The following is a 16,278-nucleotide window of genomic DNA, read 5'->3' as shown; positions in this document are numbered from 1 at the left end:
GATCGCGCCTGCCTCGACGAATTAGGCGAATACCTCGTCGAGATCGACACGTGGCGGCGATTCGCGATCTGGCTGCTGCACAAGCACTTTGATCCGGAAGCGGGCGAGGTCTTCGCGGAAAGCCTCGTCACGGCGCCGCGCGGGACCCAGACCACGCCCGTCGCGCGGGGCGCCGCACCGGATTTGAACGCGACGTCGATGCGCTTCGACACGGGCGTCACCGCCGGCGTCGGCCTCATCGGCATGGAGTTCGCCGGCCCCGCCGACTTCGGCCCCACGGCCTCGGTGGGGCCCGCCGACGAGGCCGTCCTCTGCGGAATCGCCGAACGGCTGCGGGCCCACGGCAAAACCGAACGGTTCGGCGTGCGGCTCATCCACGATCCGCTCGGCCTGTCGCACGACGAGGTGCTCGTCGAAACCTGCGACATCGCACAGCGGACCCTGCACTGCAGCGTCGGCGCCCGGAAGACCGTCGCCGACACCGTCGAAACGACGTGGCAGTGGGTACCGAGCCTGGGCAAGGACGGGCCCACCGTGCACCGGTACTGCACCATGGTGTGTTCGATGGACTCGTCCGGGGCGCATTTCATCACGGGCCACACCAATTACCCGGACAGCTGACGGTCCACCGCGGGGCCCGCAGCAGCCCCGCGACTTCATCGGCTCCGCGAGGCGCCTGCTGAAATACCTTGCTCCGCAACGTGGGCCGGTCGCCGCAGTGATCGCGCTGTCCACAGTCGCGGTGGCAATCTCGGCGGTCGGCCCGCGGGTCCTGGGCCACGCCACCGACCTGATCTTCGACGGCGTCGTCGGCCGCCGGCTGCCGGGCGGGATCACCAAGGAACAGGCCGTCGCGGCCGCCCGCGTGCGTGGCGAGAACACCTTCGCCGACCTGCTGTCCGGGATGAACGTGGTGCCCGGCAAGGGCGTGGACTTCGATGCGGTCGGCCGGACGCTGGCGCTCGCACTGGGGCTTTATCTCTCCGCCGCGCTGGTGGTTTGGCTGCAGACCCGGATCCTCAACGCAATCGTGCAGCGGACCATCAGGGCGCTGCGCTCCGACGTCGAGGACAAGGTGCACCGGCTCCCGCTGTCCTACTTCGACGGTGGGCAGCGCGGTGAACTGCTGAGCCGGGTCACCAACGACATCGACAACATGCAGATGTCGGTCTCGATGACCGTCGGCCAGCTGGTGTCCGCGGTCCTGACGGTGACGGCCGCGCTCGCAATGATGGTCTCGATCTCACCGCTGCTTGCTGGCATCGCGCTGGCAACCGTGCCGCTTTCGCTGGCGGTGACCGAGATGATCGTCCGACGGTCGCAGCGGCTGTTCGTCGCCCAGTGGGTCGACACCGGACGGCTCAACGCCCACATCGAGGAGATCTACAGCGGTTTCACCGTGGTCAAGACCTTCGGGCACCGGCCCGAGGCACTGCGGCGGTTCCGGGAAGTCAACGACGAGCTGTACCGCACCAGTTTCGGCGCCCAGTTCTTCTCCGGACTGGTATCGCCGGCGACGACGTTCGTCGGCAACCTCGGCTACGTCGCGGTGGTCGTCGTCGGTGGCGTGCAGGTGGCGACCGGCCGGATCACGCTCGGCGGCATCCAGGCTTTCGTCCAGTACGTGCGCCAGTTCAACCAACCGCTCGCCGCGGTCGCCGCCATGTACAACACGCTGCAGTCCGGGATGGCCAGCGCCGAGCGGGTCTTCGACCTGCTCGACGAGCCCGAGCAGACACCGGACGGCGGGCTGGCCCTGCCGCCGCCCGACGGCCCGGGCCCGCGCGGACGGGTCGAGTTCCGGCGCATCAGTTTCGCCTACCGCCCCGGCACCCCCGTGATCGACGACCTGTCGCTGGTCGCCGAACCGGGCAGCACAGTCGCGATCGTCGGGCCGACGGGAGCGGGCAAGACCACGCTGGTAAATCTGCTCATGCGGTTCTACGAGGTCGACTCCGGCGCAATCCTGATCGACGGCGTCGACATCGCATCGGTGAGCCGGCGGTCGTTGCGGTCGCGGATCGGCATGGTGTTGCAGGACGCCTGGTTGCTCGACGGGACGATCGCGGAAAACATCGCCTACGGGCGCCCGGGAGCGAGCGAGGACGAGGTGGTCGCAGCCGCCGAGACGGCCCATCTGGACCAGTTCGTGCGCACCCTCCCCGACGGTTACTCCACGCAGCTTTCCAACAACGGTGCCAACATCAGCGCCGGCGAGCGGCAACTGATCACCATCGCGCGAGCCGTCCTCGCCCGCCCGCAGCTGTTAATCCTCGACGAGGCAACCAGTTCGGTCGACAGCCGCACCGAGCTGCTGATTGCGCGCGCGATCTCCGCGCTTCGCCGCGACCGCACGAGTTTTATCATCGCGCACCGTCTTTCGACGGTCCGCGATGCAAACCACATTCTGGTGATGGAGGCGGGCAAGGTTGTCGAGCAGGGCAACCACACCGAACTGCTGGCCCGGCGGGGCGCCTACTATCGCATGACGCGCGCCTGAAAAGTGGGCACAATGAGCAAAGAGCCGTGGCGTGTGTGGGTGGCACCGGACATCGAATACGTTCCCGCCTGCCCAGACCTACCCATCCCGTAGTGAGCAACCGCAGGCCTGGCAGCGCCAGGACCGGGTCCCGTGCCAGACCGCCTAGAGGCCCGGGGGCTGTCGCCCGGGACGCCGAACCGGCCGGAAACCGTATCGTTATGGTGACTAACCAGTAGACGAGAAAGGACGACATGGCGCGCACCGACAACGACACCTGGGACCTGGCGACCAGCGTGGGAGCCACCGCCACCATGGTGGCCGCGGGACGGGCCAAGGCCACCCGCGCCGGGCTGATCGACGACCCGTTCGCCGAACCGCTGGTGCGCGCTGTCGGCGTCGACTTCTTCACCCGGTGGGCCCGCGGCGAACTCGACTCCGCGGACGTCGACGTGCCCGGCGCGCCCTGGGGCATGCAACGCATGACCGACATACAGGCGGCGCGCACGCGCTACATCGACGCGTTCTTCGCGGGGGCGGGCGACGCGGGTGTCCGTCAAGTCGTCATCCTCGCCTCCGGCCTCGACGCGCGCGGCTATCGACTGCAGTGGGCGCCCGGAACGACGCTGTTCGAGATCGACCAGCCACAGGTCATCGAATTCAAGACCGCCACGCTCGCCGAACTGGGAGCCAGACCCACCGCCGCCGTGCGGGCCGTCCCGATCGACCTGCGCCACGATTGGCCCTCGGCCCTGCGGGCGGCCGGATTGGACACGGGGCGCCCCGCCGCGTGGGCCGCCGAGGGGTTGCTCGGGTTCCTGCCGGCGGACGCGCAGGATCGACTGCTGGACAACATCACCGAGCTCAGCGCCGACGGCAGCCGGCTGGTGGCCGAGATCTTCCTCAACATCGGCCCCAACCTGGATGCGCTGAACGCCGCCGCCCAGCGGTGGCGGGACAACGGCCTCGACGTCGAACTGGAGAATCTGGGCTTCCCCGGCGAACGCAACGACGTGGCGACCTACCTGGAGGGCCGCGGCTGGCTGCCCGTCCGCACCTCGCTGAATCAGCTGTTGGGCGACAACGGATTACCGCTGCAGTCCACTGGGCCCGACGCCCCCTTCGGCCAGAACTACTACTGCACCGCGGTGTTGCGCACGGCGACTCAAGGAAAGCCCACCCATGACTGACACGCCAAACAGCAAGGCCCCCAAGCCCCTTGACGGCTTTCGGGTCCTCGACTTCACCCAGAACATCGCCGGCCCCCTGGCCGGGCAGGTGCTGGCGGACCTGGGCGCCGAGGTCATCAAGGTCGAGGCGCCCCACGGCGAGGCGGCCCGGCAGATCACCGCGGTGCTGCCCGGGCGCCCGCCGCTGCCCACGCTGTTTTTGCCGCACAACCGCGGCAAAAAGTCGGTGGCGGTGGACCTGACCACCGAGGAGGCCAAGCAGCAGATCCTGCGGCTCGCCGACACCGCCGACGTGGTGCTGGAAGGGTTTCGGCCGGGGGTGATGGAGCGCCTGGGCCTGGGTCCCGACGAGTTGCGTTCGCGCAACCCGAAACTCGTCTACGCGCGCCTTTCGGCGTACGGCGGCAACGGCCCGCACGGCAGCAGGCCGGGCGTCGACCTGATGGTGGCCGCCGAGTCGGGCATGACCACCGGGATGCCCACACCGACGGGCAAGCCGCAGATCATCCCGTTCCAGCTCGTCGACGCCGCCAGCGGTCACGTGCTGGCGCAGGCGGTGCTGGCCGCCCTGCTCAACCGGGAGCGCCACGGCGTGGCCGACGTGGTGCAGGTCGCCATGTACGACGTCGCGGTCAACCTGCAGGCCAGCCAGCTCACAATCCACCTGAACAAGCCGAGCGAGGCGCCCAAGCCGAACCCGGACCCTGAGTCAAAAGCCAAGAAGCGCAAGGGCGTCGGGTTTGCCACCCAACCATCGGACGCGTTCCGGGCCGCCGACGGGTACCTGGTGATCAGCGCGTACGTGCCCAAGCACTGGGCCAAGCTGTGCCAGATCATCGGCCGGCCGGACCTGGCCTCGGACGAGCGCTTCGCCGACCAGCGTTCGCGCGCAATGAATTACCCGGAGCTGACCGAGGAACTGGAATCGGCGCTGGCCGCCAAGACCGCCGCCGAATGGGTGGCGCTGCTGCAAGAGGGCGGCCTGATGGCCTGCCATGCCTATACCTGGAAGCAGGTCGTCAACACTCCGCTGTTCGCGGAGAACGAACTGGCCCTGCGGGTCGGCGGCGATGGCCCGGAGAATGGGGCCGTTACCGTGATTCGCACCCCGGCGCGCTACTCCAGCTTCGATGCCGTGGCCACCGATCCACCGCCCGCGGTGGGACAGCACAACGACCTGTTGCTCGAACCGTCCTTGCCGCGGCCGGCGACATAGGCGTCCGGTCTACATGGTCGGAAGCCGCACAACCTGGACGAAGAACTCGTCGATCTGACGGACGGCGCTCATGAACTGATCGAGATCGACCGGCTTGGTGACGTAGGCATTCGCGTGCAGCTCGTAGCTGCGCAGGATGTCCTCCTCGGCCAAGGACGTGGTGAGCACCACGACGGGGATCCGCGCCAGGTCCGGGTCCGATTTGATCTTCTCGAGTAGCTGCCTGCCATCGTATTTCGGCAGGTTCAAGTCGAGCAGGATGAGGTCAGGCCGCGGCGCATCCGCGAAGGGGCCGCGCCGATAGAGAAAGTCGAGACCCTCCTCTCCGTCATGCGCGACGTGCAGCCTGTTCTTGACCTTGTTGTGCTCGAACCCTTCACGAGTGATGAGCTCGTCGCCGGGGTCGTCCTCGACGAGCAGGATCTCGATTGCCCTACCGGCCGTTGTCATTTTTGGCTCCTTCCGCAGTCGCCGAGCTGGTTACCTTCACGGGCATGGGCAGGGTGAACCGGAACCGCGTCCCGTCGGTATAGGAGGAGTCGACCCAGATGGTGCCCCCATGGTGCTCGACGATCTTCTTACACACAGCAAGGCCCACACCCGTTCCCGAGTACGCCTCCCGCCCGTGCAGGCGCTGGAAGATGATGAACACCTTCTCGGTGAACTCCTCCGCGATGCCGATGCCGTTGTCCGACACGCTCAACAGCCAGTCGCCGTCGCGATCGCCGGTGCCCGCTTCGCATTCGATCACGATGCGGGGGCGTCGATCTTGGCGGCGGAACTTCACCGCATTGCCGATCAGGTTCTGCCACAGCATCGTCAACAGCGTGGGATCCCCGACTATGCGCGGCAGCGGTTGCTTCGGCCGCACGATCTCGGCGTCCGATTCCTCGATCGCGGTGGCAAGGTTCGCCAGGCCGGAATCCAGCGCCGTGTCGAGGTCGACCTCGGTTTCCTTGGTCCCCAGCCGTCCGACCCGGGAGAAGCTGAGTAGGTCGTTGATCAGTGCCTGCATGCGCTTGGCTCCGTCGACGGCGTAGCCGATGTATTCGACACCGCGCTCGTCGAGCTTGGCGCGGTATCGCTGCTCGAGCAGCTGGCAGAAGGAGGCGACCTTGCGCAGCGGCTCCTGCAAATCGTGCGACGCGACGTAGGCGAACTGCTCCAGTTCGGCGTTCGAGCGTTGCAATTCGACCGCCTGCTCATCCAAAAGCGCTTGGGCGGAACGAGATACCTCGAGCTCCTCGACGATCCGTTTCCGCATGTTCTCCACGTCCATTGCCATATCCCGGATGTCTTTCGGCCGCTTCGGGGCCGAGATGACTTCGCCGAAGTTGCCCTCCGTCGTCCGCTGGCATGCCGCCGCCAGCGCGGCGATCGGGCGGGTGACGACGTTTCGTATCAGAAGTCCCAGCGCCGCGGCGGTGCCGAAAAAGACCAACACCATCGCGCCCAGTACCCGGTCGCGCCAGGCGTCGGTGCGACTGAGATCGTCGCCCGCGCGCATCCGCGCAGCCGCCAAGTTCGCATTCTGGGTATCGAATAGTGTTCGCAGGTGGTCGAATTCGGCCTTGCCGCGCTCCGCCGACGGCCGGCTCATGACGTTACGTTCGTCGGGCACCACGCTGGCGATCGCCGGCTCAGCATAGTTCGCCCGCCAGCCGGCGGCGGCCCTCACGATCGCTTCCAGATCGGCGAGTAGCTCCGGGTGGTGAGCAATACTGCGCCGGATCTCCTCGGCAGTCACCTGTTCCGTGTGCTGCCCGTCGTAGTACGGCGTGAGGAACTGCCGATCGGCGGCGATCAGGTATCCGCGAACCCCGGTTTCCTGGTCGCGCAACGCCGACTGCAGCTGGAAGGCAGCGACGCGGGCCGGGTCAATGCTGTCGATCAGCAGTCGCGAGGTCTGGTCGGCGCGATCCAGCAGCGCGGCGCCGACCACCGCTCCCGCGAGCACCATCACGCCCATGCTGAACAGGACCAGGGCCTGCCATCCCCGCACGGTGAGCTCCGAAAGGCGCGGCGGGCGCAGCCTGGGCATCACCTTGTTGTCCGCTCGACACGCAACACGGCGATGTCGTCGGTGAGGCCGCCGCGGGGCCCGGCGAGTTGCTCGGCGCTGTCGATCAGCGCGTCGACGAACGCCGGACCCGGCAGCCGCGCGTGCGATCGGGCCAGCGCCAGCAAACCGTCCTCGCCGAGACGCCGATTGCCGTCTCCCGCATATCCCTCGAAGAGGCCGTCGGTCAACAGGAGCAGGCCTTGGCCGGCGGGCAGTTCCAGCCGGTGCGACGGCCAGTCGTCGGCGCGCAGGCCGAGCGCCGGGCCGCCCGGCGGCTCCGTCCATGTCACGCCGCCGTCGCTCTGCAGCAGCATTCCGGGATGACCCGCTCGCACGGCGTTGACGCGCGGGCTGTCGGGATGGATCTCGAGACTGAGCACCGTCGCGAAGACGCCCGTGCCGGTTCGCTCGGACTGCAGGACCCGCTCGAGCTGCCGCATCAGCGCAACGCCGTGAACACCGGCGAACGTGAGCGCGCGAAACGCAATCCGCAACGCGGCACCCAGGGCGGCCTCGTCCGGCCCGTGCCCGGCGACGTCGCCGATCACGACGTGCACGACCCGATCCGGCGTCTGCACGACGTCGTAGAAGTCGCCGCACAACGATGCGTCCGGGCGGCTCGGCCGGTATCGGGCCACGATCTCGACGCCGGGATCGTCGAGCAACAGCGGGGACGGCAACAGGCCCCGTTCCAGCAGCGCGTTTTCCCGGGCACGGAGCTGGCTGGCGTGCAGGTCGGCGGAAATGAGCTCGGCGCGCTTGCGTTCGATCGCATAGAGCAGCGCCCGTCGCAGCATCTCGGGCTCGACGCGACCCTTCACCAGGTAGTCCTGCGCGCCGGCGGCCACCGCCGAGGCCCCGAAGTTCTCGTCGTTCAGCCCGGTCAGCACGATGATGGGAACCGTGGCGTCGCGTTTGGCGATGCGGTCGAGCGCGTCCATCCCGTTGGCGTCGGGCAGATGCAGGTCCAGCAGCACGCAATCGGGCCGCGCCGCCGCCAGCTCGCGCTCCGCCTGCGCCATGGACTGCGCCCATCTCACCCGGATGTCGGCGACCGCGTCCGCGATCAGTTCTTCCACGAGCAGCGCGTCGGCGCGGTCGTCCTCAACCAAGAGCAATGACAATGCCTGCACATGCGACGCTGGGGTGACTGGAATTCGCACGGGCATCAATTTCCGGTCATCGGTGGATGCGCCTGGGAATTGCGCTGTTCACTAGACCCCCTGGCTGCGGCGAGCGCCTGTGCTCTGCGATGACGGTCCGACTGGACAACCGGTGCCTGCTTACCGGCGTGAGACCCGCTGGCCCCAATTCCCCGACTCGTTGCCGTCGGCGATCCTATTCGGTGCGTCGGGCCTTCCCAAACGGGGTGTCCCACACAGGAGTGCTGACCTGCGGCGATGCCGCCACAACGGCGAGGACTTAGGACCCTAGCCCGAAAGCATAGCTGGCGCCACGATAACAGCGCAGACAAAAAGTTGCGTTAGCCGAAAGGGATGTCTGATGTCCGAAAATAGGCTCAGCGAGCGATTCGCGAAGATCACCGCCGCAGCCCAGGAAGCAAATGAGAAGATACGCGCCGCCGGAGAACACGCCCGCGAGCAGGTGGAAGCCGACGCGACCCGCGCGAGAGACCGGGCGACGCAGGCCGCCGACCACCTCAAGGAAACGGTCGACGGCGCCCACGACAAAACATCCGAGCATCGGCAGGACCTGGCCGACACGTGGAACGCCCACATCGCCAAGATCCGCAGCGACCTGACGAAAAAGAAAGAAGAACACGAGGCGAAAGAGATGCGGGCATATGCCGAGATCGCCGAAGGCTACGCCCTCGATGCGATCGATTTCGCGCAGGCCGCGGTCTATGAAGCCGAATACGCCGTGCTCGATGCCCTTGCCGCCCGCACTGCCGCGACGGCGATGGCCCCCTGAGGACGGCGCTCCGGCTCAGCCCAGCCCGAGCACCGTTTCCACCAGCACGACAAACGACAGCAAGCCCACCACGGCGATGCAGACGGTGGCGACGGTCTTGAACACCGGGCCGTTCTTCGCCTCCCCCAGCACGGTTGATCGGTTGGCCAGAATCAGCACATAGACAAGCAGCATCGGGGTGATGACGCCGTTGAGGACCTGCGCGTTGATGATCAGCGAAACGAGGTTTCCCGGCGCCATCGCAACCGCGGCGCCGATGACGATCTGCGACGTGAACAGGCCGTAGAACACGCGCGCCTGGCGGAATCTGCTCGTCACCGAGCGGACCGTGCCCACCGCGTCGGCGACGGCGTACGAGGTCGACAGCGGGACCACGGAAGCTGCCAGCAACGACGCCCCGAGCAGGCCGATGCCGAACAGCGCCGGGGCGCCCGCGCCGGCGACGGGTCGCAGTGCGGCGGCGGCGTCCCCGGCCGTCGCCAGCGGACCGCTGCCGCCGATCGCCGCGGCGGTGGCGATGATGATGAAGACGCTGATGACGTTGCTCCAGATTGAGCCGGTGACCGCGTCGAGGCGTTCGCCGGGGTACTCGGCAGGCGTGAGGTGCTTGTCGACGCAGGCCGACGCCGCATAGAACTGCATGTAGGGCGTGATGGTGGTGCCGACCAGCGCCACCGCGAGCACGAGAAACGCGTGGGTGGCCGAAAAGTGGGGCCATGCGAGGTTGGCTCCCACTTCCTTCCAGTTGGGGTGGGCGAGGAAGGCGGCGACCGGGTAGGCCAAGAAGGCCAGCGTCAGGATCATGAACAGCCGCTCGGCGGACGAGTAGGTGCCCAATACCGTCAAGGACCAGACGAGCAGCGCAGCGACGGGTACCGAAATCTTCGGCGAGACCCCGAAGATTTGCATCGCGCTGCCCACCCCCGCGAACTCGCTGACGGTCAGCCCGGCGTTGGCGATGAGCAACAGAAGCATCGCGCCGAAAGACGCCCTGACGGAAAACTGCTCGCGGATGAGGCCGCCGAGTCCCTCACCGGTATAGACGCCCAGCCGGGAACACATCTCTTGCACGACGACCAGCGCGACGGTCACCAGAACCATCAAAAACAATGTGCGGTAAGCAAATTGCGAACCGGCGCTGGCATAAGTCACGATTCCCCCGGCGTCGTTGCCGGCATTGGCGGCGATCAGTCCCGGCCCGAACACCGCCAGCACCGCCAGCACACGCGCCCACCGTCGGCGCCGGCGTGCCGGGGCGCGAGTGTGTTGCGGCGCGGTCACGAGCCGCGGCCGATCATCAACGCCCGCAGACGATTCCGGTCCGGCTCGGCCAGCTCCGCCAGCAGGGCCTCGCGGTCTTCCCGGTCCAGCCAGGCGAGGGCCTCGGCCGCGGCCGCCGGCTCTGCCAGCACTGCCAGATCCGCCTGCCGCGAGCGCGGCAGACCCGCCATGATCGCCGCGACATCCTTGGCGCGCAGCGTCTTCAGTCCGGCCACCGAATTGCCCAGTTGCACGCCGCTGCCCGGGGCGCCGGCGGCCATGGCTGGGCCCGACTCCCAAGCCGACGAGGTGTCGGTGAACCGCGGCACGAACGCGTGCAACTCGGCCCAGTCGATCACCCGGTCAACCGGCGGGCACCTGCGCCGCCGCGGCAGGAGCCGGCGGCACAGCGACCGCAGGCCTACATCTACCCCCGCGAGTTCCCATCCGTTGGGTCCGTTGAGCAGGTACACCTCCGACGCGCGCACCACCTGCACCCCGGCGATGTCCACCAACTGGCGATCGAGGATGTCCCGTGCCAACGCCACATCGCCCTCCCGGCGGATCGGATGCGAGACGACATTGCGCTCGCCTCGCAGCCGCGCCCCGGTCTGACTCAAAATCAGGGCCTGGTGGTCGATCACGGCGAAGCCCCGCCCCAGCGGAACGAGCACACCGGTGACGGGCGGATAGGCCACACCGCGTTCCCAGCGCACCACGATGTCGGCGACCTTGCCGATCCGCGTCCCATCGCTGTCGAGGACCGGGCGGCCCACCAAATGAGCCAATGCGATCGCCTGATCGGAAAACGCCCGACGCGCCGCCAAGCGTTCGCGCAGCGCCGCCGATAGCCTGCGCCGGTACGACGGTTTATCGCCGGCGTCGGTCACTGCATCTTCCTGCCATGCTCGCCGCACGACCCCGGCGCTTCAGCATTCGGCGCCCTCGAGCAGCGTGAGCTCCCAGTCGAACCATGCACTCGCATAACGAATGCGCTTCTTCGCTTCGTCGACGTGAGGCTTGACGGCCAGCCCCCCGACGACCTCCTCGGCCACATGGTGAGGATGGTCGGTCAGCCCTGTGGCGCCGCATCTGCACGTCAAACTGCCGTCGGCGCCGCCCTCGCCTGGCCGGTGGTCGTCGATGATTCCGCGGACGCGCTCGACCAGTCGTTGGTGAAAGTACTGCGCGGGGTCTGCGATCTTCACGGACATAAAGGAATCCTCCATCTGATAGGCAGTCTTCACCATGACGACATCGGCGCGTCAGGGATGGTCTGCGCGCCCTCCGCTCCGGCGGAGCATCCGCGGATCAGGCGCCCGAGTCGGCGTCCACGCGCCTGTCGGCCGTCGCGGTCGGCTTCATCCCGACCGAGACGGTCAGGATGCCGTCGCGGTAGGCAACCTTGATGTCGTCCTCGTTCGTCCCCGGCGGAAGCGTGACGGAGCGGACGAACGACCCGTAACCGAACTCCGACCGACCGTCGGATATGGACCTTTCGCTGCGTTGCGCCCTGATCGTCAGCACCCCGTCACGCGTGGTGACGTCGACGTCCTTGGCGGGATCAAGCCCGGGCAGTTCGGCTCTGACTTCGTATCGGCCGTCGACCATCCCGTCCTCGAGGCGGATCGGCTGCCCGCCGAACATCGGCTGCAGCGGCGACCAGGACGGGAATCCGCCCGACCACTGCGACACCTCGGGCCAACGCAAACTTGGTTGCGCCCCAAGGGAATTCCGTTGGGCCTTCGCCTCTCTCGCGGCACGTGCCGCCGGGCTTTCCCAGGTCGCCACCGCCCAGATGACGAAGATGTCCAGCGCGATCACCACGATCGCCCATACGGGATAGTGCGGAAGCCACAGGAACTGGGTCACGATGGACAGCGAGGCGATGACGATGGCGGCCACGCGTGCCCACGTCGTGCTCCAGAACAATCCGAACGCCACGGCCGCGACCAGTACCCCCACGACAATGTGGATCCACCCCCAGGCGTTGGCGCTGAACTCATACACATATCCGGGTCTCACGACGATCACCTGGTCGTTGCCCAGCACGGAGATCCCCTCGAGAATGGTCACCACCGCGGCGACCAACAACACGGCGGCCGCCCCGTAGGTCCCGATGCCGGCCACGACTTCTCGCGTTGAATAGTCGTCGCTTCTTGACTGCTGTGTCATGGCTGCCTCCTGGGAGTTCGAACGCGACACTGGTGAACATGCTTCTCGCCGAACGGTTTCCGCCCGCCCGTGCTGATCATGTTTGCGCCCGTCGGCCAGCTCGGATAGGGCAGAAAGTCATTCATGTGTTGAACGAAAATCGCACTAAAAAGTCGAGGCCGGCCCTAGCGACGGGCCGGTCAGCGCAACAGCGTCCGCGACATCACCACACGCTGAATCTGATTGGTGCCCTCGTAGATCTGAGTGATCTTGGCATCGCGCATCATTCGCTCGACGGGGAAGTCGGTGGTGTAGCCGGCGCCGCCGAACAGCTGCACCGCGTCGGTGGTCACCTCCATCGCGACATCGGAGGCGAAGCACTTCGACGCCGCGGAGATGAATCCCAGGTTGGATTCGCCGCGCTCCGCACGGGCGGCGGCCTGGTAAACCATCAGCCGCGCCGCTTCGACCTTCATCGCCATGTCGGCCAACATGAACTGCACGGCCTGGAAGCTGCTGATCGACTGCGCGAATTGCTTGCGGTCCTTGGTGTAGGCGATGGCGGCATCCAAGGCACCCTGCGCGATGCCCACGGCTTGCGCACCGATCGTCGGCCGGGTGTGGTCCAGCGTCGCCAGCGCGGTCTTGAAGCCGGTACCGGCCTCACCGATGATCCGGTCGCCCGGGACGCGGCAGTTCTCGAAGTACAACTCCGTCGTCGGGGAACCCTTGATGCCGAGCTTCTTCTCTTTCGGACCGACGGTGAACCCCTCGTCGTCTTTGTGCACCATGAATGCCGAAATGCCGTTGGCGCCCTTGTCCGGGTCGGTCACCGCCATCACCGTGTACCAGCTCGACTTGCCGCCGTTGGTGATCCAGCACTTGGTGCCGTTGATGATCCAGCCGTCCCCGTCGGCCTTGGCCCGGGTCCGCATCGACGCCGCGTCGCTGCCGGCCTCGCGCTCGCTCAGCGCGTACGACGCCATCGCGGTGCCGTCTGCCAGCTGCGGCAGCACCTGCTTCTTCAGCTCCTCCGAACCCCGCAGGATCAGGCCCATGGTGCCCAGCTTGTTCACCGCGGGGATCAACGACGCGGACGCGTCCACCCGGGCGACCTCTTCGATCACGATGCACGCCGCCACCGAGTCCGCGCCCTGCCCGCCGTACTCCTCCGGCACGTGTACCGCGTTGAAGCCCGAGGCGTTGAGCGCGTCCAGTGCCTCCTGCGGAAACCGCGCGTTCTCATCCACGTCGGCGGCGTGCGGCGCGATCTCTTTTTCCGCCAGCGCGCGGATCGCCGCCCGCAGCTCCTGGTGCTCCTCGGGAAGTTGGAACAGATCAAATGACGGGTTTCCGGCCCATCCAGCCATCTCGAGCCTCCTAGCGCTACTCGCCGGTAACTTTACCCTGGCGCTGCTGCAGCACCTCGTCCTTGGCCCGCACGGCCTCGGCCAGCTGCTCCTGGAACGCGTGCAGGCGGGCCCGCAGTTCCGGGTCGGAGGAAGCCAGGATGCGCACGGCCAGCAGCCCCGCGTTGCGGGCACCGCCGATCGACACCGTGGCCACCGGGACCCCGGCCGGCATCTGCACGATCGACAGCAGGGAGTCCAGGCCATCCAGCCTGCCCAGCGGGACCGGCACCCCGATCACCGGCAGCGGCGTCGCCGAGGCGACCATGCCGGGCAGGTGAGCGGCGCCGCCCGCGCCGGCGATGATCACCTCGAGCCCGCGGTCGGCCGCGCCCCGCGCGTAGTCGAACATCACATCGGGGGTGCGGTGCGCCGAGACCACCCGGACCTCGGTCGGAATGTCGAACTCGGCCAGCGCCTCGGCGGCGTCGGCCATCACCGACCAGTCGCTGTCGCTGCCCATGATCACCCCGACGCGGGGCTGCTGGGTCATCTACGCCGCTCCTCTCCCCCGTGCTCTGCATCGCCGTTTTGCTCTGCATCGTCGCCGCCGTGCGGATCCCACCCATCCGGCCACTGCCCGTGTGCCAACCAGTGTGCTGCCAGCTGCGCCCGTTCCCGCAGCGCCTCGACGTCGGCCTTGTCCGAGCCAAGGAAATTGATGTGACCGATTTTGCGACCGGGTCGTTCGGCCTTGCCGTAGAGGTGGACCCGGGCATCCGGCATCCGGCCGAACAGGTGGTGCAACCGCTCGTCCATGCTCAAAGTGGGCGTCGGCGGCGGTTGCGCGGCGCCCAGCACGTTGGCCATGACCGTAACCGGCGCGATGGCATCGGTGTCGCCGAGTGGATAGTCCAGCACCGCACGCAGATGCTGTTCGAACTGGCTGGTGCGCGCCCCGTCCATGGTCCAGTGCCCGGAGTTGTGGGGTCGCATCGCCAGCTCGTTGACGAGCAGGTCCCCGCCCGCTGTCTCGAACAGCTCGACCGCGAGCACGCCGACGACGCCCAGTTCGGCGGCCAACCGCAAGGCCAGCCGCTGGGCGGTGGACGCCACGTCGGCGGGCAAGTCCGGTGCCGGCGCGATCACCTGGACGCAGATCCCGTCCCGTTGCACCGTCTCGACCACCGGCCACGCCGCGCCCTGCCCGAACGGGGAGCGCGCCACCAGGGCCGACAGTTCGCGGCGTAGGTTCACCTGCTCCTCCGCCATCACCGGCACGCGATCGGCCAGGAAGGCGGCCGCGATCTCGCGGGCGTGCAAAGGGTCGCGCGCCATCCGAACCCCGCGCCCGTCGTATCCCCCGCGAACGGCTTTCACGACCACCGCGCCCGACACGCGCTGCGTGAAATCGTCCAGCTCGTCGAGTGTTCCAATACCCGCGTAGCGCGGCACCGGCGCGCCCAGCGCCTCCAGTCGGCGCCGCATCACGAGCTTGTCCTGGGCATGCACCAGCGCCGCCGGCGGCGGCGCCACGTTGACGCCTTCGGCGACCAGCTTGTTCAGCAGCTCGTTGGGGACATGCTCGTGGTCGAACGTAAGTACGGTGGCACCCGCCGCGACCCGGCGCAGGTCTTCGAGGTCGGTGTGCGAGCCGATCACCACGTCGGGACTGACCTGCGCGGCGGATTCGTCCGGCGCGGTGGCCAGCACCCGCAACGTCTGGCCCAGCCCGATGGCGGCCTGGTGGGTCATGCGGGCGAGCTGACCGCCGCCCACCATGGCGACCACAGGGGTGGCGGCGCGCAGCGGGGGTGTGTTCGGCACGGCCATCATGGTGTCATGGGCGGCGGCGTCGGGTTCAGGGCGTGTTGAGCCGGCTGTGACGACCGCCCGTTATGTAGCATTCTTTTGCGTCGGTTTCGCGTGCATCCGTACACTCACGAGTTGTGTCTCTCGCCGATGCCGCGATCGCGCGCCTGCCCAAGGCCGTTCAGCCCTACTTGCTGCGCCATCACGAACTGATCAAATTCGCCATCGTCGGCGGGACCACCTTCATCATCGACTCGGCGATTTTCTACACCCTGAAGCTGACGGTCCTCGAGCCCAAGCCGGTGACCGCCAAAGTCATCGCGGGCATCGTCGCGGTCATCGCGTCCTACCTGTTGAACAGGGAGTGGAGCTTCCGCGACCGTGGCGGCCGTGAACGCCACCACGAGGCGCTGCTGTTTTTCGCGTTCAGCGGGGTCGGGGTGCTGCTGAGCATGGCGCCTCTCTGGTTTTCCCATTACGTACTGCAACTGCGTGTGCCCGCGGTGTCGCTGACCGTCGAGAACATCACGGACTTCATTTCGGCCTACATCATCGGCAATCTGCTGCAGATGGCGTTTCGCTTCTGGGCATTCCGGCGGTGGGTGTTTCCCGACGAGTTCGCCCGCAACCCCGACAAGGCGCTGGAATCCGCCCTTACCGCGGGCGGCATAGCCGAGGTCTTCGAGGACGCCCTCGAGGGCGGCTTGGAGGCTGGGTTGCAAGACAGCAACGTCACCTTGTTGCGTGCCTGGCGCAAGAAGGCCAGCCGCTTCACTCAGCTCGGCGACACGTCCGGCCCGGCCGAACCGAGGGTGTCGAAAACC

General features: G+C 67.5%; 16 protein-coding genes. 6 read left to right on the top strand and 10 right to left on the bottom strand.

The features are described 5' to 3' along the window. The 4 genes from JO059_RS07000 to JO059_RS06985 all read left to right on the top strand — a co-directional run. On the top strand, nt 1–621 hold a 621-nt coding region (locus JO059_RS07000), incomplete at its 5' end, for a hypothetical protein (protein WP_293315366.1). Further along, nucleotides 605–2,500, top strand: coding sequence for an ABC transporter ATP-binding protein (locus tag JO059_RS06995; RefSeq protein ID WP_293315368.1), 1,896 nt, complete (start codon nt 605–607; stop codon nt 2,498–2,500). The genes JO059_RS07000 and JO059_RS06995, both read left to right, overlap by 17 nt. A 233-nt stretch (nt 2,501–2,733) precedes the next feature. Further along, nucleotides 2,734–3,669: a class I SAM-dependent methyltransferase gene (locus JO059_RS06990; RefSeq protein WP_293315365.1), complete on the top strand. Its 936-nt coding sequence runs from the start codon at nt 2,734–2,736 to the stop codon at nt 3,667–3,669. Beyond that, on the top strand, nt 3,662–4,885 hold the full coding sequence (locus tag JO059_RS06985; RefSeq protein ID WP_293315364.1) for a CoA transferase: 1,224 nt from the start codon (nt 3,662–3,664) through the stop codon (nt 4,883–4,885). The genes JO059_RS06990 and JO059_RS06985 overlap by 8 nt, the downstream gene beginning before the upstream one ends. 9 nt (nt 4,886–4,894) lie before the next feature. Here JO059_RS06985 and JO059_RS06980 read toward each other — a convergent pair whose 3' ends face one another. The 3 genes from JO059_RS06980 to JO059_RS06970 are packed head-to-tail and all read right to left on the bottom strand — an operon-like array spanning nt 4,895 to nt 8,116. Further along, nucleotides 4,895–5,335 carry a response regulator gene (locus JO059_RS06980; RefSeq protein WP_293315363.1) on the bottom strand — a complete coding sequence of 147 codons (441 nt, stop codon included), beginning with the start codon at nt 5,333–5,335 and terminating at the stop codon, nt 4,895–4,897. Next, complete coding sequence (locus tag JO059_RS06975) at nt 5,319–6,926, bottom strand: sensor histidine kinase (RefSeq protein WP_293315362.1); 1,608 nt, start codon at nt 6,924–6,926, stop codon at nt 5,319–5,321. Before JO059_RS06975 ends, JO059_RS06980 begins: the two co-directional genes overlap by 17 nt. Next, complete coding sequence (locus JO059_RS06970) at nt 6,926–8,116, bottom strand: fused response regulator/phosphatase (RefSeq protein WP_293315361.1); 1,191 nt, start codon at nt 8,114–8,116, stop codon at nt 6,926–6,928. Before JO059_RS06970 ends, JO059_RS06975 begins: the two co-directional genes overlap by 1 nt. Before the next feature lie 334 nt (nt 8,117–8,450). On the opposite strand from JO059_RS06970, the gene JO059_RS06965 reads away from it, so the two are divergent. Next, the gene (locus JO059_RS06965; protein WP_293315360.1) at nt 8,451–8,879 is read left to right on the top strand and encodes a hypothetical protein; all 429 of its coding nucleotides are present in this window, start codon (nt 8,451–8,453) and stop codon (nt 8,877–8,879) included. A gap of 15 nt (nt 8,880–8,894) precedes the next feature. Here JO059_RS06965 and JO059_RS06960 read toward each other — a convergent pair whose 3' ends face one another. The 7 genes from JO059_RS06960 to JO059_RS06925 form a co-directional block, all read right to left on the bottom strand. Beyond that, a complete protein-coding gene (locus tag JO059_RS06960) occupies nt 8,895–10,103 on the bottom strand; it encodes a divalent metal cation transporter (RefSeq protein WP_293315359.1) in 1,209 nt (402 codons plus the stop codon). A gap of 53 nt (nt 10,104–10,156) precedes the next feature. Then, nucleotides 10,157–11,029 (bottom strand): PRC-barrel domain-containing protein, encoded by an 873-nt coding sequence (locus JO059_RS06955; RefSeq protein WP_293315358.1) that lies wholly within the window; start codon nt 11,027–11,029, stop codon nt 10,157–10,159. A gap of 39 nt (nt 11,030–11,068) precedes the next feature. Continuing rightward, a complete protein-coding gene (locus tag JO059_RS06950; protein WP_293315357.1) occupies nt 11,069–11,353 on the bottom strand; it encodes a hypothetical protein in 285 nt (94 codons plus the stop codon). Between the two features lie 97 nt (nt 11,354–11,450). Beyond that, nucleotides 11,451–12,314, bottom strand: a complete 864-nt coding sequence (locus tag JO059_RS22915) for an Hsp20/alpha crystallin family protein (RefSeq protein ID WP_366516163.1) — start codon at nt 12,312–12,314, stop codon at nt 11,451–11,453. A 179-nt stretch (nt 12,315–12,493) separates the two neighbouring features. After that, on the bottom strand, nt 12,494–13,663 hold the full coding sequence (locus JO059_RS06935; RefSeq protein WP_293315356.1) for an acyl-CoA dehydrogenase: 1,170 nt from the start codon (nt 13,661–13,663) through the stop codon (nt 12,494–12,496). A 16-nt stretch (nt 13,664–13,679) separates the two neighbouring features. Continuing rightward, nucleotides 13,680–14,195, bottom strand: a complete 516-nt coding sequence (purE, locus tag JO059_RS06930) for a 5-(carboxyamino)imidazole ribonucleotide mutase (RefSeq protein ID WP_293315355.1) — start codon at nt 14,193–14,195, stop codon at nt 13,680–13,682. Further along, entirely contained in the window at nt 14,192–15,478 is a 1,287-nt protein-coding gene (locus tag JO059_RS06925; protein WP_293315354.1) for a 5-(carboxyamino)imidazole ribonucleotide synthase, read from the bottom strand. The genes purE and JO059_RS06925 overlap by 4 nt, the downstream gene beginning before the upstream one ends. Nucleotides 15,479–15,591: 113 nt before the next feature. Between JO059_RS06925 and JO059_RS06920 the strand changes: the two genes are divergently transcribed. Further along, on the top strand, nt 15,592–16,278 hold a 687-nt coding region (locus JO059_RS06920; RefSeq protein WP_293315353.1), incomplete at its 3' end, for a GtrA family protein.

This window comes from Mycobacterium sp. (genome assembly GCF_019247615.1).
In the GTDB taxonomy this organism is placed as follows: domain Bacteria; phylum Actinomycetota; class Actinomycetes; order Mycobacteriales; family Mycobacteriaceae; genus Mycobacterium.
Note: the sequence above shows the minus strand (reverse complement) of the source record. Positions and strands in the feature narration are given on the sequence as shown.

Coding starts and splice junctions, on each gene's coding strand:
- JO059_RS06990 (WP_293315365.1), top strand. CDS start 2,734: ATGGCGCGCACCGACAACGACACCTGGGACCTGGCGACCAGCGTGGGA.
- JO059_RS06985 (WP_293315364.1), top strand. CDS start 3,662: ATGACTGACACGCCAAACAGCAAGGCCCCCAAGCCCCTTGACGGCTTT.
- JO059_RS06980 (WP_293315363.1), bottom strand. CDS start 5,335: ATGACAACGGCCGGTAGGGCAATCGAGATCCTGCTCGTCGAGGACGAC.
- JO059_RS06975 (WP_293315362.1), bottom strand. CDS start 6,926: ATGCCCAGGCTGCGCCCGCCGCGCCTTTCGGAGCTCACCGTGCGGGGA.
- JO059_RS06970 (WP_293315361.1), bottom strand. CDS start 8,116: ATGCCCGTGCGAATTCCAGTCACCCCAGCGTCGCATGTGCAGGCATTG.
- JO059_RS06965 (WP_293315360.1), top strand. CDS start 8,451: ATGTCCGAAAATAGGCTCAGCGAGCGATTCGCGAAGATCACCGCCGCA.
- JO059_RS06950 (WP_293315357.1), bottom strand. CDS start 11,353: ATGTCCGTGAAGATCGCAGACCCCGCGCAGTACTTTCACCAACGACTG.
- JO059_RS22915 (WP_366516163.1), bottom strand. CDS start 12,314: ATGACACAGCAGTCAAGAAGCGACGACTATTCAACGCGAGAAGTCGTG.
- JO059_RS06935 (WP_293315356.1), bottom strand. CDS start 13,663: ATGGCTGGATGGGCCGGAAACCCGTCATTTGATCTGTTCCAACTTCCC.
- purE (WP_293315355.1), bottom strand. CDS start 14,195: ATGACCCAGCAGCCCCGCGTCGGGGTGATCATGGGCAGCGACAGCGAC.
- JO059_RS06925 (WP_293315354.1), bottom strand. CDS start 15,478: ATGATGGCCGTGCCGAACACACCCCCGCTGCGCGCCGCCACCCCTGTG.